The sequence below is a fragment of the Chitinophaga sp. CF118 genome (assembly GCF_900112615.1).
Taxonomy (GTDB): Bacteria; Bacteroidota; Bacteroidia; order Chitinophagales; family Chitinophagaceae; genus Chitinophaga.
In genome coordinates, this window is the sequence record NZ_FOMK01000006.1 from 16,091 (window position 1) to 39,626 (window position 23,536).

A 23,536-nucleotide genomic window follows, 5' to 3' on the forward strand; every position below is an offset into this window, starting at 1 on the left:
TTATGCACAATAGTAATTATAAAAATATACCACAATTTAATTTTCCTTTTAAGCTCCATAGATGTGGCATTTTAGCTATGCTTATTTTCTTCCTATTTACTAGTTGTTCTTATAAAAGATTAAATCAATTAGTTTACTCACCTTTAATAATTGACTCCTCAAAATTTATAACCACAGAAAAACTAAAAGAACTCGAAAGCTCTTTCACAACTCCTGGTATTAAATATATTATTCAAGTAGTAGATTCTCTTGACAAGCTTAATATTGGGTCTTTGGCAGATAAAATGGCTGATTCTATAATAAGCAGTAATAGTGATAAAGAAGAATTTAAAAAAAGGGCAGTTTATCTTCTAGTTTCCAAAAGAGAATCTTTAGTACAAGTCCGAGTTTCAAAAGAGCTATTTATTCAAGCATATTTTGGAGGAATTATTTCTGGACAAACATATTCCAAGATACAAAATTCAGCAAAAACTATTGGACTGAACCAAGCTCTAATTAACATGGTAACTCACTTATCAAAGGAAATACCTAAAATATACAATAAATCATTTTTTCAGAGCATGATTTATAATAGTATAACACAGGAAATTATCCTTGAAATAGAGGAACTTGGCACTCCTTCAGAAAGTTTCTATAGTAATGACGTTTTAAAACCTTTACTAAAGATTAGTTTATTCACATCAAAATATTTTAAAGGCTGGTGGGTTTCATTTTTGTTATCCGTTTTATTAGTTTATTTAGTTAGAAGCCTATTAAAATATCTATTTAAAAGTATATTTTCCGGTATAACTAAACGACCAAATGTAGTAGCTCTATTAAATGTTATCGTCAATTTTATAATTGATATTGCAATTATTATTCCTCCTATACAAGTTGCGATATCCCTCTCTGGAGCTAGAGTAGAAGATCAAATTTCTTTAAATGCTTCAGGAATAAATCTATCGAAGTATTTCATATGGCCAGATTATTTTAGCGAGGGTACTAGTTTTTGGTTTGTTTTACTAATCGCTATAGTTAGATTTTTTAAGGGGGTTGTAGAAAATAGAGAACTTATGAAATATGCAAATCTAGATAAACATAAGCAAGTGCAGTTACATGCATTTAATATTGATAATAATCCTTTAAATGCTCATACTTTAGAAATTCTAGCACATGGAAGATACGGAGATGCAAATGTCGATAGATTTTCTGAAGCTCCATATTCATACACTTTGGAAAGAGTTTTAGTAAGAAATTTATTCACAGGAATCAGATGGGGCCTTTTATGTTGGCTTTTCTTTATTAAAGGGTTTGCATTACTTATTCTATTGTTTATAATATTTGACATAGCATTTGAACTGATTAAAGATAAATTTTTACAAAAACGACATTCTCATGAGCATTTATGATTATTGCCAAATAACAGAAATTCAAATAGAATATTTAGGCAAAACGCATGTTTTCAAAGATTCCAACGAGCCTCATAATGATTGGCAAAGTGCTACAAAAGTCTGTACTGATGTAATGAATGAATTAAGAAAAATAAAGGAGCCTAAAAGTTTTTTATTTATTCCAAAATATAAAGTGCGAATTGATAGGAATCATGGAGGATTCAAAAACTCTGTTGAATGCAAGGGGACCAACTATGAAATGGTTGTTTTTATTGAATTTTGGAAGTTAGATTGTGATAAGAAAAATATTTACATAGATTATAGAACAAAGAAAATTCCGTCATACGAAGACTTCCAAATATGGGAAAAAGTAATTGACGGAATGATTAAGACAAATTCAAAACTTTAATTAAACAAGCCGCACTGCCACAACAAAAGGTTTGCCGCAAGGCTGGCGGATGGAACAAAAATCGGCTTCTGTACTGCTATCAACTAATATCGGGCTTGACCGAATTTTATTTTATCAGAATGGGAAAACTTGGATAGGCACAAGAATACATAATGTAATTACAGCTGATTAATGCACCAATTGCAACTTTCTACAAACCAAAAACTTGTTACATTTCATAGAATAATAAATGCCATGAACTCGACAACCCGAATTTTGATAATTTTGATTTGCTGCCTACTTTCTTTTTTACCTGTATTGTACGCCATAGATACTCTTATTTTAAACAAGCCAGTTCCTGCAAGTAAGTTCGGTAATTTTCAGGAAGGTGGATTTTATATAAGGAACAAAGCTTTTATCGTTCCATATATGAGTAGTGAACCTAGCTTATTTTATTTTATTCAACTAAAATCGCTTTCTAACCCAATATATTTTATAAAGTGCAGCTTTAATATAATAAACAATAAGCCTGATGTTGTATATTCAAACATAGTCAGAAAATCTGTAGTAATTGATAGTTCCAATGTTAAATACCTTCATTTGAAGAGAAATTTTGGTCTGCTGGATGTATTCCATAGTAATATTGGTGTTATTTCACTTGATTCGGGATCGAATTCAGAATTAAAACTATCTTTTTGTAATGTAAAATATGCTGTAATAATAAAAAATTCAACGAATGTAGATTTACATTTCTATGATGTTAATTTTGTCGATTCATCTGTTTTCAGAGTTATAAGTTCAAGCATTAAAAATGTCTCATTTCATTCTGCAGATCGGACGAAAACTCAGTATTATTATTTTGCAAATGATACTATTGATAATGTAACCTTCCTAACTAATGAAGATTCGCTAAACTCACCATACACTTTTGGTGGGTCTTTTAAGCATATATATAATTTCCGAGCATGCCATATTAATTCGGATTTTACCTTTTTTCAAAGAGATCCAGATGCTAAGATTGTATTCGATAGGTGCACGTTCGGTCCTGACGCATATCTGTCGGATATGGTTGTTGATCGTATAGATTTTATCAATTGTAGAGATCTAAGAGAAAAAGTGAGCATAGGCTTTAGAGAACACAATATCCAGAGTCAACTCAGACTAGTGAACTCAGATATTGAAAATATTGAAATTGTATGGAACAACGGGTTAAGGCTTGTTTTCGATTCGTCTGATAATCGAGACGTCATTGGTAATACCTTCGAAAGTCTACTTGCAAAGTATAAATTCGGCGGAAAGAAAGATAGTTACCAACGAGTAGATTTACAAGCTAGAACTATTGAGCAATCGAAGATTGTTCACTTAATAGATAAATATTGGTGGTATTATAGTTATAAGAAATATCTTGTCTTCTTATGGGTAATAGGATTATTGATATTATTCACCTTTATTAACTACTGTAAATGGAATGGTGTACAGCTGACATATCCGATATTGTTTATTGAAAATTGCTATTATAATGATCTAAATATGCGATTAAAGAAAGTCAAGATTGTTTTTATTTATACGGCTTTTATATTCTTTGCATTGAAGATAGATCTTGATAAACTGAAAGTTCACAATCATTTGGGTTACATTGTCTGGTTCTTTTTTCAATATTTGACTGGTCTTTCTTGCTTGCTATTTATCTTCAACGCTATATTACATATTTAGCACTTATCTCCCTGATCTTGATAAAATACCCGTCAAAATAAAAGCCTCCAACTTTCGTCGGAGGAGAATAACCTTTATTTACAAGATTTATACAAATGAAGTTTTATCAGAATACGGCAGATGACTAATTGTCCCAGATTGATCTTTAGGCTTATGCTGTAATCGGTAATCTAAAGTGCAGAGTTTTTGGCAATCAGGAGTGCAGAACATTTGGCAACAATGACTACACAATAAATGGCAACAAGAGTGCAGAGCATGTACCAAAAGTAAGAGAGTTGAGTTAGTCTTCAAAAATTGTTTTCCTATTTTCCAGACGGTAGCTCTTCCCACTAAGGCTTATGACCTCGCACTGGAACAGTAATCTATCCAGTAAAGCTGTTGCTAGTACCTCGTCGCCCAGCATCTGTGCCCATTCTGCCGGTTTTTTGTTGGTCGTAATAATGAATGAAGTCTTTTCATAAATCTGATTAATAAAATTAAACAGGCTCACCGCTTCCTTTTTCTCTACCGGGAATAGCATGATATCATCAATAACAACAAGATGAGCTTGTAGCAACCGCTTGTATTCCGCTTTAGCGGTGTTGGTAATTTCTTTCATTTTCAGTGTATTGATCAGGCTATCAATCGTCCTGAAGTAGGCCTTATAGCCTTTTTTCACAGCTTCTACGCATAATCCTGCTGAGATGAATGTTTTTCCTGTACCGGATGGACCCATGAGAATAATATTATAAATTTGATCCATCCAATGAAGTATTAACCCAAAAACAAACTGATATGATAAAGCATGATGAATTGATTATAATGCGGGCAATTGCTATTTGTTTCAAACCATTCTTAAAACCAGAAGAAGCATTGATTTACTGCAATTTAGGAAGAACTCAATTTGCTAAGAAGTGCGAGGAATCTGGAGTTTATAAGAATGACAACGGGTATTTCAGACGCGAAGAAATTGATAAAATGTTGTCCGGTGAAACGTTATCACCTTCTTTGTCTGTTCCGAAGCACAAGTTGAAAGTCGCATAGCAACAAAAGGCCATTCTCAGTACAGAATGGCCTTTGTTGTTTTAACAGTACTTACACAAACGAAGTTATATCAGAATAGGGCAGATGACTAATTGCCTCAGATTGATCTTTAGGTTTATGCCTCTTGTATGTTTGCTGCACCTGCCTTGTAGTGGTATGGCCCATAAGATAAGCAATGGTGACATCATCCACATTCTTATCTTTTAGCAGAATAGAAAAACTTAAACGGGCACAAGACCAGGTAATGTTCTTATCGATTTTTGCCCTGTTCACCCATTCATCCAGGACTTTATTTGCTCCATTAGCTGTTGGCAAAGCAAACACTTTGTTATTGGCTATATATTTGCCCAATGATAACCTTTTCATTTCTTCGAGAATGGCTAATGAAATAGGGTGCAAAGTTAACGTAACAGGTTTTCCGGTTTTCTTTTGGATAATCCGGGTGATCAGTATTGCTCCTTGAATGTCTTTCCATTCCAGCCTTTTGACATCCACCCATCTTAGACCAGTATAGCAGCTAAACAGAAACGCCAGCTTTACCTGTTGATTAAAACAGGGAGTATTCAGCAGGGAAATATATTCTTCTGCTTCCAGGTGTTCCTTTAAGGCAATACTGGCATTTTTAAGAGCAGGAATATCTTCGGTAGGATTTATCCTGTAATAACCATCTTTAGTAGCGGCTTTTACTACCCATTTGAACCGGGCGTAATAGTTGGCAGGTGTTTCACCTGTCAGCGTATCCAGCAAATATTGTCTAAAGCGTTTGCAAAAGTTCTCTGTGATATCAACGGGTGCAATTGAATCCCTTTTTATGAAGGTCTTAAATTTTGACAGACAGTATACTAAATGCCGGTTTCCTTCCCGTTTATTCAGTGCAATGAAATCCTGGAAATATTCTACGAAATTAGTCTTGAACTTATGAGCCGGAATAATAGGAGTACCTATAGCTTGTTGTTCTATTGTAAGTTGGCTTTTCTTTGTTTCCAGTATTTTCAGTGCTTCTTTATTAAAATTTTTCTGTTCCTGGTTTTTAGGCCGGGTATAAATAAAGATGCCAGTAGAAGGACGTTGACCAGCTCCACGTCCGAGATCGTAAAAGAAATAGGTTTTATCTCCTGCTTTATTTGTCTTTTCTCCAATGTTCATAGCATTTCATTTTTAGTGGTGATAGCAGAAAAAAACCTTGATAAGACTATACAACAACACTATTTAGGCATTCTGAATTTTTTCGATAACAGAAGTACAAATGCCGCTGCGGAATCATTCAATGCCAAGATTAAAGCCTTCAGAAATGCTTTGCGGGGAGTGAGAGATGTGGAATTTTTTCTTTACAGACTAGCTAAAATCTATGCCTAGATTCCTAATCCCCCAAGAAAAAGCGTGATTTTATGACATTCGGGGAATAAAAAAGCTCTGTAAATCAATGACTTACAGAGCTATGAAGTGCCCAGAACTGGATTCGAACCAGCACATCCTTGCGAACGCTGCGACCTGAACACAGTGCGTCTACCAATTTCGCCATCTGGGCATCTCGTTAGGGTTGCAAATGTAAACACTTTTTTAAAACGAACAAATTTTTATTGAACCAATAGCGCAACCGGGAATTGTTTCAATACATCTGCTACTATCAAAGCTCCTCCAGTAAAGATTTCGCCAGTGAAAATGTTCCTCCAGCGGGAGGGGGCACCAGTGGGTAATAATATGGTACCACAAAAATCAGATCCAGGGAGTGGAGTTATTATCACTGCCCATTGTTTCCGGTAAGTCCGTGCGTATGCTAATATCTGGTCGGTACTACTTTGCAGGGGGAGGTAATCACCTTCTATGAACAGGTCTGCATGTTCTTTGCGGCAGTGTAATGCTTTCCAGGTAGTAAATAGCTTCTGCAACCCTTGCGAACGTCCGGCTGTCAGATATGGAAAGAGGGAACCTTCCTGTTCCTTTTGACGTATAGCAGCCAGTGCTGATTTGCGGATTGTATAATCTACCGGCCGGCGGTTATCAGGGTCTACATAGCTATAGTCCCATAGTTCGCATCCCTGGTAGATATCCGGGATACCTGGGGCAGTGATCTTTATAAGTACCTGTACCAGTGAATTGGTAAAAGCATGTTCATCTACTAAAGCGAGGAAGGGTTGTAAGCCGTCAAGGAAAGCCTTATCAGAAAGAATGCGATGTATAAATTTGGTACCCGCATCCTCATACGATGAAGAAGGATTGGACCAGCTTGTTGAAATCTTCGCTTCACGTGCCGCCTTGATAAAATACTGTTGCAACCGCTCAATATAAGTGGACGTAACAACACCGGAAGATGGAAAGCCTGCTATGATGGACTGGTATATGAAGTATTCATCGTTGAGTTCGAGAGGAGAGCCATTCATCTCTCTCCACTCATTCACCTTTTTCTTCCATTCGCGGGGCAGCAGTGTTAACATATTAATCCTGATACGGGCATCTTCCCCTCTTTTGGTATCATGAGTAGCCGTAGTATTCAATGATTGAGGAGTATACTGCTGACGGGTCTGCAGCCGCTTATGAAAGGTGTCTAATGAGAAATCAGTAGTATCAGGACTATCACCTACCTCATTGAATGACAATAAAGGATTGTATACATAGAAGGCGGTATCTTCCACACCTTTAGCCGTCAGGGGGCCAGTGAATTGCATTAACCGCTGGATGAATAACATGCGGGAGCGGGCTTTCCCTTTTTCAGGAATCTCTTCCCAGCATGATTCCAGTAATGCCATCTCTGTTTCCACATTACGATTCTTTGCCCGTGCAAGTTCAAAAGTTTGCCGCACAATATCCAGCGTATAGTCTTCCAGGGGACTGGCGGCAGCAGGGTAGAGGCGATATACAGGCAGGCAGATCATGAATAAACCCAGGGCTTCCTTTAGCTTGTCGTGATTAATGTGTGCATCCGCCAGTTTTAATGTATAACAGTAACGCACAAGGTTTTCCCATTCACCGGCCATGTACTTTTCCAGGATGAGCCGTTTCTTCTCATATACAGTTTGTTTGTAGTCGTGCATGGAAGGCAACAGTTCCTTGTAAAAGCGGCGTAGTTGTGCTGCACCTTTGTTGTTGCTCAGGAGGTGATTGGTGTATGATAAGAATTCATAACCGCTGGTACCTTGCAGAGACCAGTCCGAAGGAAAAGATTCATGGCTTTCCAGGATCTTTTCCGCTATGATATAGCAACTGCTGCCAAACATCTGGCGTAGTTGATGGATATAAGCTGCGGGATCTTTGAGCCCGTCTATATGATCTATGCGTAAGCCTTGAATGAGTTCCTGCCTGTAAAGACTGTGCAGGAAGGTATGATATTCGTCAAATACCGGCTGCGCTTCCATCCGCAGAGTGATTAATTCATTTATGATGAAAAAGCGACGATAATTAATCTGACTGTCCGCTTCATTCCATTTTGTTAACTGGTAATACTGTTGTTGTATTATCTGTAGCAGTAGTGTAGGATTATTATTCACCCGTTCTATTATACCATATAAAAGATCTGATAGAGGAGTGAGTAATTTTTGTTTATTCTTAGTCCATTCAACAGTAGAAGTCCCTATTGTGGCCTGCTGATAAAGAGATGTGATCAGTTTGTTGAAGGGGAGTGCATCACTGCTGATAACGGTTGTGAGCAATACATCGTATGCAGCAACAGATAATGGAAATACCTGTTCGAAATAATTGATGGTAAAACCATTCGTTGTTACAGCCAATTTTATCTCCCCATCTTTCACACATTCTTTCAGCGTTTTACCCAGAAAGGGAGCCATAACTTTCCCTGCCAGTGAAAGATCCGGATGATGCCAGTCGATGTCGAAGTATTCGTAATAAGGGGAGAGGGGACCTCTTTCCATTACATCGTACAACCGTGTATTTGTAGTATGATATGCCATGTGATTGGGTACGATGTCCTGTAGCCATGTCATCTGTTTTTGCTGCAGTTGCTGATGAATGGTTCGTAACTCTTCTATTGTACCAATGGCAGGATTGATTTGATGAGGATCTGTTATATTATACCCATTCTCATTGCCGGGAGCAGTTTTAAATACAGGAGATGCATAGATCGTTGAAATACCAAGATCATGCAGGTAATCCAGGATAGTCAGCAATTGCTGAAAGGTAAATCCTGCATGAAATTGTAAACGGTATGTCGCTGATGGAGGCCTGTAAGATTTCATAAATGACTGCCGATAGTGGTTGTAATGATATGGTTCTTTGAAGATGGACTTCTATTGAGTCCGGTCCATGCCGGACAGATGGTTCCCCAAACACTAAATTCACCACTTATGGCAACCCCAGCAAAAGGATATTCATCTCTCATTATGTAGTAGTGAAAATAATATGCCACAATGCATATAGCCGGGGTGTATTGATAATGTGGAATTTATGCGGCGCTAATTCTACATAATGACGGGAATGAGATCATGAATATGCGATTATTACTGTAAAACAAACTGTGCAGGGTTTTTGCAGAAAGGATTAGGTTCTTAACCCGGAAAAGTTATTACTATGTCAAAAGCTGGAAAAAATTGGTGGAAGGAAGGTGTGATATAGTATTACTGCAACATACAATCATGTACTAAATAACATATATTCTTTTGGGTTACCCGGCAGGATCACCATTTCTTTATATTGCAACCCAATTTTTTTGAGCAACGAAATAGAGGATGCATTATCTTCTGTTGTAATCGCTACAATAACCGGAATTTTTAAAACTTCACGGGCATATTTCATAATTGCATCCGCGCATTCAAATGCATATCCCTTCCTGGCGTAATCGGGATGTAATGCAAAGCCTATATCCACATTGTCCAGTCCCTCTCGCTTAATGAGCCCGCTCATCCCTATAGGTATATTGCCCTCTTTAAGTTTAATGAGATATAATCCGAATCCCCGCTGCTTATAACTTGCTATAGGGCCATTTAACAGGTAGTTACGGGCTTCATCAATATTTTTTATACCCCTGTCTCCAATATACTGAATCCATGTAGGTGTATTCAAAAGTGTTAGCACAAAAGGCGCATCCTGAATGGTTAGCTCGGAAATGATCAGGCGTTCGGTTTTACAAATCGGCATAGATTTTATTTCAACAGATGATTTCTAAAACCTAAATTTAGCAAAAAACGCCGATGGTTAAATACGCAACTACAATATTAAAGTTTGATAAAATGGGCGAAAAGACTGGCTGGACCTATATCGTTATACCGGCAGATGTGGCAGAGGAATTAAAACCGGGACATAAGCAGTCTTTTCGTGTAAAAGGGAAACTTGATAATTTAAAAATTGAGGGTGTTGCGTTATTGCCTATGGGCGATGGTAGTTTTATTATGGCGCTGAATGCAGATATCCGGAAAGGTATTGCTAAAAGGGTAGGGGCTAAACTGGATGTACAGCTGACTGTAGACAATAATCCGGATCCGGTATCATCTCCTGAATTTATGGAGTGCCTCCGGGATGAACCGGAAGCACTGGCTTATTTTAATACACTGCCCAAAGGGCATCGTAATTATTTTATGAAATGGATAGAGAGTGCAAAAACAGAACCTACTAAGGCTAAACGTATTGCACAGGCTGTGACTGCGATGGCCAGGAAATGGGATTACCCTACAATGATCCGGTCAAACAGAGGCACCTGATGCGACTGACTTATTCAGTTTCTGTAATTCCAGTACAGTTCCGTTTCCACTCTCCCGGTACATAGGCACAAACTTTTTGTTGAACCTGATTTCCTGGTAAGTGTAAGAAGTACGCTGCTGTACAATGCTCGAATAAATATCACTGAAGCCCCGGATCAATACATAAATCTCTACATCTGCCGTTTGCATATCTTCAGCACTGAGTCCTGACAAAGGACTTTCTTCATTTAAAGGATGCACTACTGTCCAGTTCATTGGCAGACTTTCAATTTTACTGCGTTCCAGTTTGAGATCGAAATATTTATAGGCTGAATGACCATTCTCCTGAGTCAGCATAGCAATATTTACCTGGACGTTCACATCCGTTAACGCATGATGATTTTTATAACAGGCAAAGCGGAACATCAAAGCAGTTCCTTGCTTGAAGGGTGCTATTACGGCATGATCACTAAAAGCCAGATAGGCTTTGGGACGCGCAAACCGTCCGTAAATAAGACCAGTAGCCAGTGCAAAGGATAAAAATCCGCTCATAGCCTCTATAGATGCCACGAAATTAGCACCGTCTCCAATTGGGTTTACCCGCCCGTAACCGACAGTCGTAAACGTTTCCGTGCTAAAAAAATACACTTCTTTGAAAGTTCCCCAGGTAGAACGTGTGGCAATTCCCTGCAGCTCATTGGTGCCAATCATCAGGTAAATGCTGGTGTACAACAGGTTTAAAATTATAAATATCAGAACCAGCATACAGGTAAATTGCCATACAGGCAGATTGAGCATGGTTTGGTAAATGCTGTACCTGTCCAGCAATGACCGGCCTTCTTTGCGGAGGTTAAAAGTGCCGTCTTTGTTCACGAACCGGCCCCCATAACTGCTGATGGTGGTACTGAACCCGGTATCTTCATTCGTCTTTAGAAATGGATTGATGCGTTTAAGCAAAGGCATACAATAAGTGGTTTTACAGGGCAAATCTACTTTTCGTTTTTCAATTGTGTACCTTTACTGCTGTCTAAATAACGTAGTACATGTATAAAGTAGGTGAATACAACCTGTTAAGAGTAAAAAAGGATAGTGATTTCGGGTTATTCCTGGATGGGGGGGAACAGGAGATTTTAATGCCAAATCGTTTTGTTCCTGCCGGGGCAAAACGTGGCGATGAATTAAAAGTATTCATCTATCATGATGGTGAAAACCGCCTGACGGCTACCACACAGGAGCCTTATGGGGTGGTGGGAGATATTGTGAACCTGAAGTGTAACGGAGCTACGGAACAAGGCGCTTTTCTGGACTGGGGCCTGATGAAAGATTTGTTTGTACCTGCTTCCAAGCAACTGACTACCATGCATCCGGGACAGAGTTACCTGGTAAAGATCTACATTGATGAACAAACAGGCAGGGTGGCCGCTACTGAAAAGCTGGACGTTTACCTCAGCAATGAGAACCTGACACTGAAAGAGTTAGATGTGGTAGACCTGATCATTTACCGCCGCACTGATATCGGATTTGTGGTAATCATCAACCAGCAGCATACGGGCATCCTTCATTTCAACGAAGCATTTGGTCCCGTAGATATTGGAGATAAGTTAAAGGGATTTATAAAGTCTGTTAAAGGTGATAAGATAGATGTGGTAACAGGGCAGCCAGGTTACAACCGTGTTGAAAATGAGGGAGAAAAGATCCTGCGACTGCTGAAAGAAAACGATGGTTACCTGCCTTATCATGATAAATCCGATCCCCAGGAGATCTATGATTTCTTTAGTATGAGCAAAAAGACCTTTAAGATGACTACCGGCAGCTTATACAAGCAAAGAAAGATCACTTTCACCCAGACAGGGATCAAACTGGAAGAAAACGAATAAATTAATTCTATTACAGTGGGGACGGGATCGGGCAGCATGCTGGACACTCTACATAATGAAAAGGAACTATGGCACCGCTGCGCGGCTGGTGATGAAATGGCGTTTACAACGCTTTTTTATCACTATAACCGTTTAATTTATCCCTTTGTATTGCAAAAGGTCAGATCTGAAACCATTGCAGAAGAAATCATTCAGGATACCTTTTTAAAACTATGGACGGGGCGGGAGCATATTGCTTTACTTGAGTCGCCCGACGGCTATCTTTTCCGGATAGCCGCCAACCGTACCCTGGATTATTTAAGAAAACAGGCCAGGGAGCAGCATTTCCTCGATAGGTATATCGATAAAACCCCCGAACAGGCGGAAGATCCTGAAAAGAGTATCTATTATAATGAAACCCGCAAAGCAGTTGAAGAGGCCATTCAACAGCTTCCTTCACAAAGACAAACCATTTATTTACTTCGTCAGGAAGGGCTCAGTTACTCGGAAATAGCAGAAAAATTAGGCATATCCCCCAATACAGTACGCAACCAGCTGGTAAGCGCAATGCAGTTTATTCGTACATTTATTCAGGAAAAAGGCATTTCTATTCTCGTTTTATTCAGCCTTTGGAAGAATTATTGAATTTTTTTCAGATCTCCATAGTCCATTTCTTTCTTTCATTCGTTTATCAATAAACAAGGGGCAATCATTCGATATCAAAATACCCACCACCAATGAGTATTGAACGGATCAAAGAGTTATTTGAATTATTTGAAGCTGACCGGGCAACTCCGGCTCAGGAAAGGGAATTGTTTCAACTCCTGGAAAATTTCCGGGAAGAAGCACTGGTAGATTACCTGGTGGAGGACCTTCGTAATACAACTCCTGTGGCCCCTTTGGAAGCGCACAGATGGCAACATGTATTGCAAAAGGTTCTTAAAAGCGGTAAAAGGCCGGTATATACCATGAAGAAATGGCTGGTAGCTGCCGCTGTTGCCATATTGGTGGCAGGCACTGTCTACTTTTTCTTACCCCGTAAGGAACATGTTATTACTGTGAGCAATAAACCGGCAGATATAGCACCAGGAGGGAATAAGGCAATATTAACCCTGGCAGATGGCAGTGTGGTTACACTTGACAGTGCACAGCATACTTTGCCCACCCAGGGTGCTGCGCTGGTCAGGAATGGAGCCAACGGGGAGCTTTTATATCAGGCACAAGGAGGCGTTGCCGAAAATGTATTTAATACACTTTCCACTCCAAGAGGCGGGCAGTATCAGCTTACCTTGTCCGATGGCAGCAAAGTGTGGCTAAATGCTTCTTCTTCTATCCGCTTCCCAGCTGCCTTTACCGGTAATAAGCGGGAAGTGACAATTACAGGAGAGGTATATTTTGAAGTAGCTCTTAAAGCAGACGCTCCGTTCAGGGTAATAATAGCAGGAGGGAATGCTGTCGAAGTACTTGGTACGAGCTTTAATATTAATGCTTACGGAGAAGAGGTGAAATTGAAAACTACCCTGTTAACGGGGGCTGTAAAAGTGATTCATGAAAATAATAGCCAGTTGTTAAAGCCAGGGCAACAGGCACAGCTAAATAAACAGGAGCAACTGCAGGTGATCAATGGAGCGGATCTTGACGCTGTTATGGCATGGAAAAACGGGCTGTTTAACTTTTCTAATGCAGATCTGCAGGAAGTTATGCGTCAACTGGAAAGATGGTATGATATCACTGTTGTGTATGAAGGGAATATCCCTCAAAGGCAGTTTAATGGAGAAATGGAACGTAATCTGCAATTATCGCAGGTGTTGAATATATTAAAAAAATCAAATGTCAATTTCAGAGTAGAGGGACGGAAGCTGGTCGTGATGCCATAAAATGAGATTCGTAAACATCAAAAACCAACCATTTTTCATGTAGAGTACAACCAGAATCAGGTCCGTATAGAACCGGTAATGCTGTGAACATTACCGGCTAAAAATGGACAATCATGTTTTAAGTCAGTTGCTTATTTCTTAATCGCCCAAACCAAAATTATGATTTTAACTGCTTTGTGCCAAAGTGGTATTGGCACTCTATTATCCCTAAGGACCGGATCGACAGCCGGAGGAAATTTTTTTACTTTCCTTAAAGTATGGAGAATTATGAAATTGTCTGTGATTTTACTACTGGTGGGCGTTTTGCAGCTAAGTGCAAAGAGTTATTCTCAAACAGTGACTATTACCGGGAAAAACATGCCATTAAAAGAAGTGTTTGCTGTTATAAAAAAGCAAACCGGGTATGTTTTTTTCTATGATAAGCATTTGCTGGAGGGAACACAGCCGGTGAATATTGATCTGAAAAATGCCAGTGTGGAAGAAGTGTTGAATGCAAGTTTGAAGGATCAGCCACTTACATTTTCTGTAGAGAACAAAACAGTGGTGCTGAGCCAGAGCCGTGTTCCTGTAAATAATGCGATGCAGCCAGATCCGATTGTTATCAATGGTAAGGTGTGGGATGATAAAGGAACACCGATGCCAGGGGTTTCTGTCCGTATAAAAGGGACCAGTAAAGGAACTACAACTAATAACAAAGGAGAGTTCAGTATTACAGTGCCGGATGGTAAAGCAGTAGTACAGTTTACCTTTATCGGTTATCAGACTGTAGAATCCGTAGCATCTACAATACCTCAAAACCCTACTCTTGCTATGCAACCTGCCAGTGGTAAACTGGATGAAACGGTAGTAATAGGATATGGTACAACCAGTAAAAGATTCAATACAGGATCTATCTCCAAAGTAAATGCGCAGGTGTTTGAACAGCAGCCTGTATCCAATCCCTTGCTGGCATTACAGGGAAGGGTGGCAGGTTTACAGATCAGTCCTACCAGTGGACGTCCCGGTGCAAATGTGAATGTTACTATCAGAGGACGAAATTCGATCGGTGCAGGAACAGATCCGTTATATATTGTTGACGGTGTTCCATTTTTATCCACTCCCCTTAACCAGTTTGAAAATATTGGTAATCCACCTGTAGGTAATCAGAGTCCGCTAAACAGTATTAATCCTGATGATATTGAAAGCATTAGTGTATTGAAAGATGCTGATGCCAGTGCTATTTACGGTTCAAGAGGTGCTAACGGTGTAATTCTTATTACTACAAAGAAAGCACGTAGTAAAGATGGTAAGGTAAGATTGAATGCTAATGTATATTCAGGTGTAGGAGAAGTGGCTAAAAAGCTGAAATTGCTTAACACCCAGCAGTACCTTGAAGTTCGCAAACAGGCATTGGCAAATGATGGTTTGACCCCTACTACAGGTAATGCTCCGGATCTTACATTGTGGAGCCAGACGCAACAAACAGACTGGCAGAAATTACTGATCGGGAATACTGCACACTTTACTAATGCAGACCTTGGAATCAGTGGTGGAAATGCAAACAACCTGTTTTCGTTGAGTGGAAGCTACCGTAAGGAAACAACAGTTTACATCGGAGATGCAAAGGATACCAGGATTGCTTTGCATGCGGCTTATGACTTTACTTCTTCAGATAAAAAATTCGGTTTTTCACTTACCAACGATTTTACCAATGATAATAATAAATCGTACGGTGGTGATTTTACAACAGCTATTTTCACAGCCCCTAACCTGAGTCCCTACGATTCTACCGGTGCATTAAACTGGAAAGGGTTATCAAACAATAATCCCAATCCTTTATATCAGTTATACAGGTTTTATATCAATAAAACAGATAACCTTATCAGCAATGCGATCATTCGTTATACGGTGATCCCTGATCTGAACCTTAAATTGAACCTGGGATATAATATGAATACCCTTGATCAGTTTTATCCAGCCTATAAAAATGCATATGCTCCGGGTTCTACTACTTTGCCAAATGCAACATTCGGTAATACTAAAAGAAAGAGTTTTATCATAGAACCACAGGCGGATTATTCTGTAAAACTGGGCGACGGACAATTACAATTACTGGCAGGTGCCACCTATCAGAAAAGGACAATAGAATCTGACTATATCTATGCTTATAATTATAGCACAGAAGCATTGCTTGGTTCTCTTACAGGGGCTTCCAATATAAGTGTATATGCAGATGGTACAACAGATTACAGGTATGTATCCGTTTTCGGTAGAGCAAACTATAACTATAAGGGTAAGTATATCCTGAATGGTAGTGTGAGAAGAGACGGTTCTTCCCGGTTTGGACCAGGCAATCGTTATGGTAACTTTGGTGCTGTAGGTGCCAGCTGGTTAATCACGCAGGAATCCTTTATGCAGCATATCCGGGCCATTAGTTTTGCCAAACTGAGAGCCAGTTATGGTACTACCGGTAATGACCAGATAACTGATTACGCTTATTATGAAAAATGGAGAGTACTGGCCTATCCTTATCAGTCAATAACCTCACTTATTCCAAATAATTTGGGTAATCCGGATTATGGATGGGAAAGAGTAAACAAGTTGGATCTGGCATTGGAAATAGGTTTCCTGAAAGACAGGATCTTTTTGAATGCAGACTTTTATAGAAACAGAACAAGTAATCAGCTGGTAGGATATCCTTTACCTTCAATGACCGGGTTTACCAGTGTTCAATATAATCTGCCTGCTGTAGTGCAGAACCAGGGCTGGGAATTTGAACTGAATACTACCAATTTCAAAAGCAGGAAGTTCAGCTGGAACAGTTCATTCAATATAACTATTCCGCAAAATAAACTGATCAGTTATCCGGGACTTGCAGGTTCCGGTTATGCAACCACCTATGTGATCGGTAAATCACTGAACATCTCAAAGGGATTTGAATATACCGGAGTAGATGCAACTACCGGTACCGCAACATTTAAAGACCAGGATAAAAATACTTTGCTGGAATATGCACTTGACAGGATTGTATTGGGTAAAACAGAACCTTCCTATTATGGTGGATTCAGTAATGACTTCAAATATGGTAACTGGCAGTTGAGTGTGCTGTTACAATATTCCAAACAGGAAGGATATAATTACATGAGTTCAATATTTAAGCCTGTAGGTGGCTTAACCAACTTTGATACAGATGTATTAAATTACTGGAAGCAGCCAGGTGATAATGTAAGTATGGCGAAACCATCCACAATAGCCAGTACTGCCTGGTATAACTATATAGCCAGTACGGCTAACTGGGGAGATGCTTCTTTTGTACGTCTTAAAAATGTATACCTGGCTTATAACCTGCCTGCCAATGTTGTATCCCGGATTAAACTGCAAAATCTGAAAGTATACCTGCAGGGTCAGAACTTACTGACCATCAGTAACTACAGAGGGCTTGATCCTGAAACCCGTGGCATATTCCTGCCACCATTAAGAATGTTTACTGCTGGTATACAATTGTCACTTTAAAAATGAACACAATGATTAAGAGATATAGTATTATTTATCTGACCATCCTATCTTTCTTTTTTCTGAATACCGGTTGTAATAAGCTGTTGGATGCAAGCCTGCCTAATGATGCCATTGCAGGTGATGAGGTATTTACAAATGATAATACAGCCTTGTCTGCTGTTTCAGGGATCTATTCAAACATGATCATAGGCAGTGATCCTTTTTATCTTGCAAATGGTGTTGGACTGTCTGCAATGGGTGGTTTGTGTGCTGATGAAATGTATGATTTTGCTCAGACATATGCTGACTACACTACTAACCGGATTGTATTCACCAGTAACAATGCTGTATATTATATGTGGAAGTCTGCATATACCTACATCTATTCCGCCAATGCAGCTATAATTGGTATGGAAGCGCCTTCTTCAAAAGTAACTGCAGCTACCAAACAACAATTGCTTGGAGAGGTTTATTTTATACGTGCTTTCTGTTACTTCTACCTGGTGAATTTGTATGGTGATGTACCCTTACTGACCTCTACAGATTATACAACAAATGCTACACAACCAAGAACTGCTGCAGCTACTGTATACAACCAGATAATAGCAGATCTGCAAAAGGCAGAATCCCTTTTAACGGCTGCTTATCCAAGTGGAGAAAAAGTGCGCCCTAATAAAAATGTAGCATCTGCATTGCTGGCAAGAGTATATCTGTACAATAAACAATGGGCTGCTGCTGAAGCAAAAGCTACTGAGGTGATGCAGGGAGCATATAATCTTGAACCGGCTGTGAATAATGTTTTCCTGAAAGGTAGTGCAGAAACTATCTGGCAACTGAAGCCTGCAAACACCACAGGAGTTAATACATGGGAAGGAAGATTGTTTACGCCAACAACTGCACCTACCTTTGTTTTGAGAGATAGCCTGCTGAATAATTTTGAAGCAGGAGATAAAAGAAAAGCTGCCTGGATAGGTGCTTTTACTTATCAGAGTGCAGTATATAATTATCCTGCCAAATACAAATCCTATCAGGCCAATGTAGCATCTACTGAATATTCAATCGTATTCCGTTTGGCAGAACAATATCTTCTGCGTGCTGAAGCCCGTGCAGAACAGAGTAATCTAACCGGTGCCATACAGGATGTAGATAGTATCCGTAACCGGGCTGGTTTACCATTGTTGTCTGTTACCAATCCAGGTATTAATCAGACAGACCTGCTTGCTGCAATAGCTCGTGAAAACAGGCTGGAGTTTTTTGCGGAATATGGACATCGCTGGTTTGATCTTAAAAGAACAGATAAAGCAGATGAAGTATTAAGTGCACTGAAACCTGCTACCTGGAAATCATATGCTCAGTTATGGCCTGTACCACAACAGGAAATTAATGCTAATACAAATCTTAAACAGAACATTGGTTACCAACCATAATAAAATGAAAAACATGAAACTATTTACAGCCATTTTGCTCTTACCCGCTTTATGCAGTGCTTCTACCGGCCCTGGTAAAGGATATACAATCAAAGGAACTATCAACGGAATTACAACCGGAACGGCTTATCTGATCCATGAATGGAAGGATAAAACAATCACGGATTCTGTAAAAGTGAAAGATGGTTCTTTCATCTTCACTGGTATAACACCGGAGCCTTTAATTTATACATTGAAGATATCCGGCGTTAAACAACAGAAGAACTTTTTCGTAGAGAATAAAGTGATGACCGTTCAGGCAGATAAAGATTCCATATATAAAGCAGTGGTAAAGGGATCATGGGAGAATGATATCTTCAATGAGTTCTACAATGTAAAATGGAAGATTGTTACACAGAAGGCAGGAGATATCTATACACGTTTGGATGTTGCTAACCAGAAGGGAAAAGTAAAACTGGATGAAGTTACCAGTAAAGCTTTTGATCAGGAATTTTTAAAACTGGATACGCTGAACGATAGTGTGATAAGTGAATTTGTAAAACAAAATACAGGTTCTGTAGCAGCAGCTTCCATTATCCAGGACAGGTTTATCAATTACCCATATCATGAAAGAGCAAAAGAATTGCTTGCTATTATGAGTGATAAGGTAAAACAGTCCGTTTATGGAAAACAGATCCAGGCCAGCCTGGACCTGGATGCTAAAACTGCTATCGGTGTAGTAGCTCCGGATTTCAGTATGGCAGATACTACCGGTAAAGCGGTTAAACTCTCAGACCTGCGTGGTAAATATGTACTGGTAGATTTCTGGGCTAGCTGGTGTGGACCTTGCCGCAAAGAAAACCCGAATGTGGTAAAGGTGTATAAAGCATATCACGATAAAGGATTCGAAATCCTGGGAGTATCACTGGATAGTAAAAAGGAACCCTGGGAAAAAGCAATTAATGCAGATGGTCTTACGTGGATGCATGTATCAGATCTGAAAGGATGGAAGAATACAGCTGCTGAAATGTATGGTGTTAAAAGTGTTCCCTCCAGTTTCCTGCTGGATAAAGATGGGAAAGTGGTGGCAAAGAACCTGAGGGGAGAGGCACTGGACCAGAAACTGGCAGAGATTTTTAATAAATAAGGTAATTGTGATGAATTATCTGGCGGCCTGGAAACAGGCCGCTTTTTTTATGCCTGTAAATGATACTATTTTGATTAACAGGCACTTCCCCCATCATAAATTCTGAATCTGCACTGGATAAGGGTAATTTATATACAGTTTATAATAAAATAATATGCGTTATGGAGAAAATAAGCTTAGTACTATAAGCAACCTCGAACGACTCCTAGTACCGGCAGTAATGCCGGCGAACTATTATTGTCTACCTTTTTTTATTAGAAAACCTTAACAAACACCCTCTATGATGACCAATTTCACAAACCGGTTGCGCGGCATTCCACGCTACGCGCGACAAACATTTCTCAACAGTTTACTATTGCTGCTAGCCCTGTGTCTCGGGATAGCACCCGCCTTTTCGCAGCTGACCAGGCTTAGGGCGGATGGTAAAAAAATCGTAAATGCCAGTGGCCAGGAAGTGATCCTGAAAGGGGTTGGCCTGGGTGGCTGGTTATTACAGGAAGGCTATATGATCAAGGAAGGCTATTCTGGTGGTGGAACACAATGGTCCATCAAAAAACGCCTCTACGATCAGGGCCAGACCGATGCTCAGGTAGAAGCATTCTACCAGAGCTGGCGCGATAACTTTATCACAAAAACTGATATTGATTATATCGCCTCCCTGGGATTCAATTGCGTTCGCCTTCCTATGCATTACGACCTGTTCCTGACCAGTTCACAACGCGCCGTACGCAACGGCGTGGCTCGTAATGCCGGCAATTATGAAAGTTATGTAAGCTCCCTTACCAGCTGGTATAACGGGAACACATTGTTCACCGATCCTAACCTGGAAGGATTCAGACTGGCAGACAGTGTACTGAAATGGGCCGCTGCCAACAACATGTACGTGATACTGGATCTGCATGCCGCTCCGGGTGGCCAGGGTTCCGATCAGAACATTGCAGACATCTTCGATGGCAAGCAACAGGGACTGTGGACAAGAAGCATTTATCGCGACATCACCAACCGCCTCTGGCAAAAGTTATCTGCTCATTATACCAATAATGATGCAGTTGCTTTTTATGACCTGATCAATGAACCTAATGGTGTACCTGCTAATCAGACTATCCATGATATGTTTGAAAGGCTGATCAATTCTATTCGTGCTTTAGGTGATACCCACCTGCTGATGATAGAAGGAAACGCTTACGGTAACAATTACAATTACATGGAGCCGTTCACGTTCACTAACAGAACCAACTTAGTGTACAACGCTCACCGTTATGGTAACTCTACTTCCACTACAGCTACAAATGGCGATATTAACCAGATCAGTGATCTGGGAAATATTGTGAACTTCCGCAACACCAACAATGCGCCTGTATGGGTAGGTGAAACAGGAGAGAACAATAATAGCTGGCTAAGTGCAAACATTGCTGCAATGAACAGCCTGGGTATTGGCTGGTGTCATTGGACTTACAAACGTACAACTTCCGGTGAAAGTCCTGCATTACTGCGTATTAATCCTCCCACACTGATGGATGGCGCAGGAAATATGGCTGCTGTATTAAATAATATCAAGTTTGCCAATAACGTAAAAAATACAAGTACAATAGCAGCTGTTGCTCCCGGTACTCCGTTGCCTCCTGGTAATGCACCTATAGGTAAAACGATCTGGCTGAAAGGATTCAACAACCAGTATGTTTCTTCCGAAGATGGTGCTACCACCGGTATGAATTGTAACAGACCTACTGTACAGGGCTGGGAACAGTTCCTGGTAGTAGATGCCGGTAACGGTAAAATAGCTTTACAGAACAATGGTAAATATGTATCATCTGAAAATGGTGAACAGCCTATTACCTGTAACAGAACATCTATACAAGGTTGGGAAGCTTTTGACTGGGTACCTGTTGGTAATGGTCAGGTATTCCTGAGAGGTAGCAATGGTCTGTATGTATCTTCTGAAAATGGTACGGCTCCAATGACCTGCACCCGTGCTACTCCAAGTGGATGGGAAGCATTCTCTTTTGGTGAAGGAACACCTGCTGCCGCTGCTAAAGTAGCTGCTGCTGCCATTGCTGCCGCTGATTTCAAAGTGGTGGGTTACATGCCTTCATGGGCTGGTAGTGTAGATGCTGTTCAATATAGCAAACTCACACATATCAACTATGCATTTATTTTACCTACAAATACTGGTGACTTAACAGCTGTTGAAGATGCTGCCAAATTACGTAACCTGATCACCAAAGCGCATGCTAACGGTGTGAAGGTAGAAATTTCTATCGGTGGATGGAATAATGGTAATGATGGTGCTTTTGAAGCATTTGCAGCTAACAGTTCTTACCGTACGAATTTTACAAATAAGGTAGTAAGCCTGATCGATCAATACGGTCTGGATGGTGCTGATATCGATTGGGAATATCCTAATACCGGTGCTTCTGCAAACAACTATGTTGCACTGATGACACAGTTAGCTACTGCTTTACATGCAAAAGGCAAACTGTTAACAGCTGCCGTAGTAGGTACTGATGGTGCAAGCATCCTGAATCCTGTATTTGCACAGGTTGACTTCCTCAACCTGATGGCATACGATTACAACGACTTCCAGCATTCTACTTATGCTTACGCACAACAGTCTCTCAATTATTGGGTAGGCCGTGGATTACCTAAAGAGAAAGCAATTTTAGGTGTTCCTTTCTATGCTCGTCCAAGCTGGGATAACTACAATGTACTGCTGAATAAAGGTGCCAGTCCTAATGCTGATGTATGGAATAACAATGGTTACAATGGTATCCCTACTATCAAAAGCAAGACAAACCTCGCATTCGATAACGGCGGTGGTATCATGATCTGGGAATTATCTGGCGATGAAGGTACCGGTGCTAACTCACTGGTAAGTGCTATTCATGATGTAGTTGTTTCAAGAGGTGGTACTACTAATCCTCCTGATACTACAACAAAGGCTCCTATCGGTCAAACAATCTCTCTGAAAGGATTCAATGGTATGTTTGTTTCTTCTGAAGATGGAGACACTGCCGGTATGAATTGCAACAGGGCAACTGTACAGGGCTGGGAACAGTTCCTGGTAGTAGATGCCGGTAACGGTAAGATCGCTTTACAGAACAATGGTAAATATGTATCTTCTGAAAACGGTACTAAATCCATTACATGTAACAGAACAACTATCCAGGATTGGGAAAAGTTCGACTGGATCCCTGTTAGTACTAATGCCGGCCAGGTATTTCTGAAAGGAAATAATGGTCTGTATATCTCCTCTGAGAATGGTACAAAAGCAATGACCTGCACAAGAACAACACCTGCCGGATGGGAAGCATTCAATTTCGCAACTGTTGCAGCGGCTAAAGTTGCAGCTCCGGCTGTAGCTGCCAAAGCTGGTGTTAGCCTCGAAACGAATACAGGTGTACTTGTTTATCCTAACCCGGTAATCAAGGGTAGTACTATCACTGTAAACGTACAGAAATATGATGCTACTGCACCTGTACAGGTAGCTTTGGTTGATGTAAACAAAAAAGTAGTAACCTATAAGAAGGCGAATGCGCCAGTTGTTACAGTTGCTACTGGTAATACAGCCAGCGGTTTCTATATCATGGTTATTACCAATGGAAAGAACAGCTATACTAAGAAAGTAATAATACAATAAGAGTATAGAGAGACTGAC

17 protein-coding genes, 1 tRNA gene and 1 pseudogene are annotated in these 23,536 nt (G+C 40.0%); 13 read left to right on the forward strand and 6 right to left on the reverse strand.

Annotated elements, in window-relative coordinates:
- The first annotated feature begins 2 nt into the window (after positions 1 to 2).
- From BM176_RS22270 to BM176_RS22280, 3 genes are all read left to right on the forward strand, one after another.
- Positions 3 to 1,388, forward strand: a complete 1,386-nt coding sequence (locus tag BM176_RS22270; RefSeq protein WP_090106552.1) for a hypothetical protein — start codon at positions 3 to 5, stop codon at positions 1,386 to 1,388.
- Positions 1,375 to 1,779, forward strand: a complete 405-nt coding sequence (locus tag BM176_RS22275) for a hypothetical protein (protein WP_090106553.1) — start codon at positions 1,375 to 1,377, stop codon at positions 1,777 to 1,779. Before BM176_RS22270 ends, BM176_RS22275 begins: the two co-directional genes overlap by 14 nt.
- Before the next feature lie 234 nt (positions 1,780 to 2,013).
- Positions 2,014 to 3,471 (forward strand): hypothetical protein, encoded by a 1,458-nt coding sequence (locus tag BM176_RS22280; protein ID WP_143097880.1) that lies wholly within the window; start codon positions 2,014 to 2,016, stop codon positions 3,469 to 3,471.
- Positions 3,472 to 3,751: 280 nt separating this feature from the next.
- Here the strand turns inward: BM176_RS22280 and BM176_RS22285 are convergent, their stop codons facing one another.
- The gene (locus BM176_RS22285; RefSeq protein WP_090106555.1) at positions 3,752 to 4,213 is read right to left on the reverse strand and encodes an ATP-binding protein; all 462 of its coding nucleotides are present in this window, start codon (positions 4,211 to 4,213) and stop codon (positions 3,752 to 3,754) included.
- Positions 4,214 to 4,245: 32 nt separating this feature from the next.
- Here BM176_RS22285 and BM176_RS22290 point away from each other — a divergent pair, with 32 nt between their 5' ends.
- The gene (locus BM176_RS22290) at positions 4,246 to 4,494 is read left to right on the forward strand and encodes a hypothetical protein (RefSeq protein ID WP_090106556.1); all 249 of its coding nucleotides are present in this window, start codon (positions 4,246 to 4,248) and stop codon (positions 4,492 to 4,494) included.
- Positions 4,495 to 4,545: 51 nt separating this feature from the next.
- Here BM176_RS22290 and BM176_RS22295 read toward each other — a convergent pair whose 3' ends face one another.
- Positions 4,546 to 5,640 (reverse strand): site-specific integrase, encoded by a 1,095-nt coding sequence (locus BM176_RS22295; protein WP_090106557.1) that lies wholly within the window; start codon positions 5,638 to 5,640, stop codon positions 4,546 to 4,548.
- 42 nt (positions 5,641 to 5,682) lie between these two features.
- On the opposite strand from BM176_RS22295, the pseudogene BM176_RS22300 reads away from it, so the two are divergent.
- Positions 5,683 to 5,850: pseudogene (locus BM176_RS22300) on the forward strand (transposase); the annotation flags it as partial.
- A gap of 88 nt (positions 5,851 to 5,938) precedes the next feature.
- Here the strand turns inward: BM176_RS22300 and BM176_RS22305 are convergent.
- The 3 genes from BM176_RS22305 to BM176_RS22315 all read right to left on the reverse strand — a co-directional run bounded on the left by BM176_RS22305 (position 5,939) and on the right by BM176_RS22315 (position 9,582).
- Positions 5,939 to 6,022: transfer RNA gene (locus tag BM176_RS22305), tRNA-Leu, on the reverse strand.
- A gap of 49 nt (positions 6,023 to 6,071) precedes the next feature.
- Entirely contained in the window at positions 6,072 to 8,684 is a 2,613-nt protein-coding gene (gene treY, locus BM176_RS22310) for a malto-oligosyltrehalose synthase (RefSeq protein WP_090106558.1), read from the reverse strand.
- Positions 8,685 to 9,078: 394 nt separating this feature from the next.
- A complete protein-coding gene (locus tag BM176_RS22315) occupies positions 9,079 to 9,582 on the reverse strand; it encodes a GNAT family N-acetyltransferase (RefSeq protein WP_090106559.1) in 504 nt (167 codons plus the stop codon).
- A gap of 53 nt (positions 9,583 to 9,635) precedes the next feature.
- On the opposite strand from BM176_RS22315, the gene BM176_RS22320 reads away from it, so the two are divergent.
- Complete coding sequence (locus tag BM176_RS22320) at positions 9,636 to 10,142, forward strand: YdeI/OmpD-associated family protein (protein WP_090106560.1); 507 nt, start codon at positions 9,636 to 9,638, stop codon at positions 10,140 to 10,142.
- On the opposite strand, the gene BM176_RS22325 is transcribed toward BM176_RS22320, so the two are convergent.
- Positions 10,125 to 11,084: an ion channel gene (locus BM176_RS22325; RefSeq protein ID WP_090106561.1), complete on the reverse strand. Its 960-nt coding sequence runs from the start codon at positions 11,082 to 11,084 to the stop codon at positions 10,125 to 10,127. The two genes, BM176_RS22320 and BM176_RS22325, sit on opposite strands and share 18 nt — an antisense overlap.
- 80 nt (positions 11,085 to 11,164) lie before the next feature.
- Here BM176_RS22325 and BM176_RS22330 point away from each other — a divergent pair, with 80 nt between their 5' ends.
- The 7 genes from BM176_RS22330 (at position 11,165) to BM176_RS32230 (ending at position 23,518) form a co-directional block, all read left to right on the forward strand.
- The gene (locus BM176_RS22330) at positions 11,165 to 11,998 is read left to right on the forward strand and encodes a CvfB family protein (RefSeq protein WP_090106562.1); all 834 of its coding nucleotides are present in this window, start codon (positions 11,165 to 11,167) and stop codon (positions 11,996 to 11,998) included.
- Between the two features lie 15 nt (positions 11,999 to 12,013).
- The gene (locus BM176_RS22335) at positions 12,014 to 12,622 is read left to right on the forward strand and encodes an RNA polymerase sigma factor (RefSeq protein ID WP_143097881.1); all 609 of its coding nucleotides are present in this window, start codon (positions 12,014 to 12,016) and stop codon (positions 12,620 to 12,622) included.
- Between the two features lie 92 nt (positions 12,623 to 12,714).
- Positions 12,715 to 13,854 (forward strand): FecR family protein, encoded by a 1,140-nt coding sequence (locus BM176_RS22340; protein ID WP_090106564.1) that lies wholly within the window; start codon positions 12,715 to 12,717, stop codon positions 13,852 to 13,854.
- A 267-nt stretch (positions 13,855 to 14,121) separates the two neighbouring features.
- On the forward strand, positions 14,122 to 17,346 hold the full coding sequence (locus tag BM176_RS22345; protein WP_177230491.1) for a SusC/RagA family TonB-linked outer membrane protein: 3,225 nt from the start codon (positions 14,122 to 14,124) through the stop codon (positions 17,344 to 17,346).
- 11 nt (positions 17,347 to 17,357) lie between these two features.
- A complete protein-coding gene (locus tag BM176_RS22350; protein ID WP_177230492.1) occupies positions 17,358 to 18,755 on the forward strand; it encodes a RagB/SusD family nutrient uptake outer membrane protein in 1,398 nt (465 codons plus the stop codon).
- Positions 18,756 to 18,768: 13 nt separating this feature from the next.
- Positions 18,769 to 19,881, forward strand: a complete 1,113-nt coding sequence (locus BM176_RS22355) for a TlpA disulfide reductase family protein (RefSeq protein ID WP_177230493.1) — start codon at positions 18,769 to 18,771, stop codon at positions 19,879 to 19,881.
- Between the two features lie 280 nt (positions 19,882 to 20,161).
- Positions 20,162 to 23,518 carry a glycosyl hydrolase family 18 protein gene (locus BM176_RS32230; protein ID WP_143097882.1) on the forward strand — a complete coding sequence of 1,119 codons (3,357 nt, stop codon included), beginning with the start codon at positions 20,162 to 20,164 and terminating at the stop codon, positions 23,516 to 23,518.
- The last annotated feature ends 18 nt before the right edge of the window (positions 23,519 to 23,536 follow it).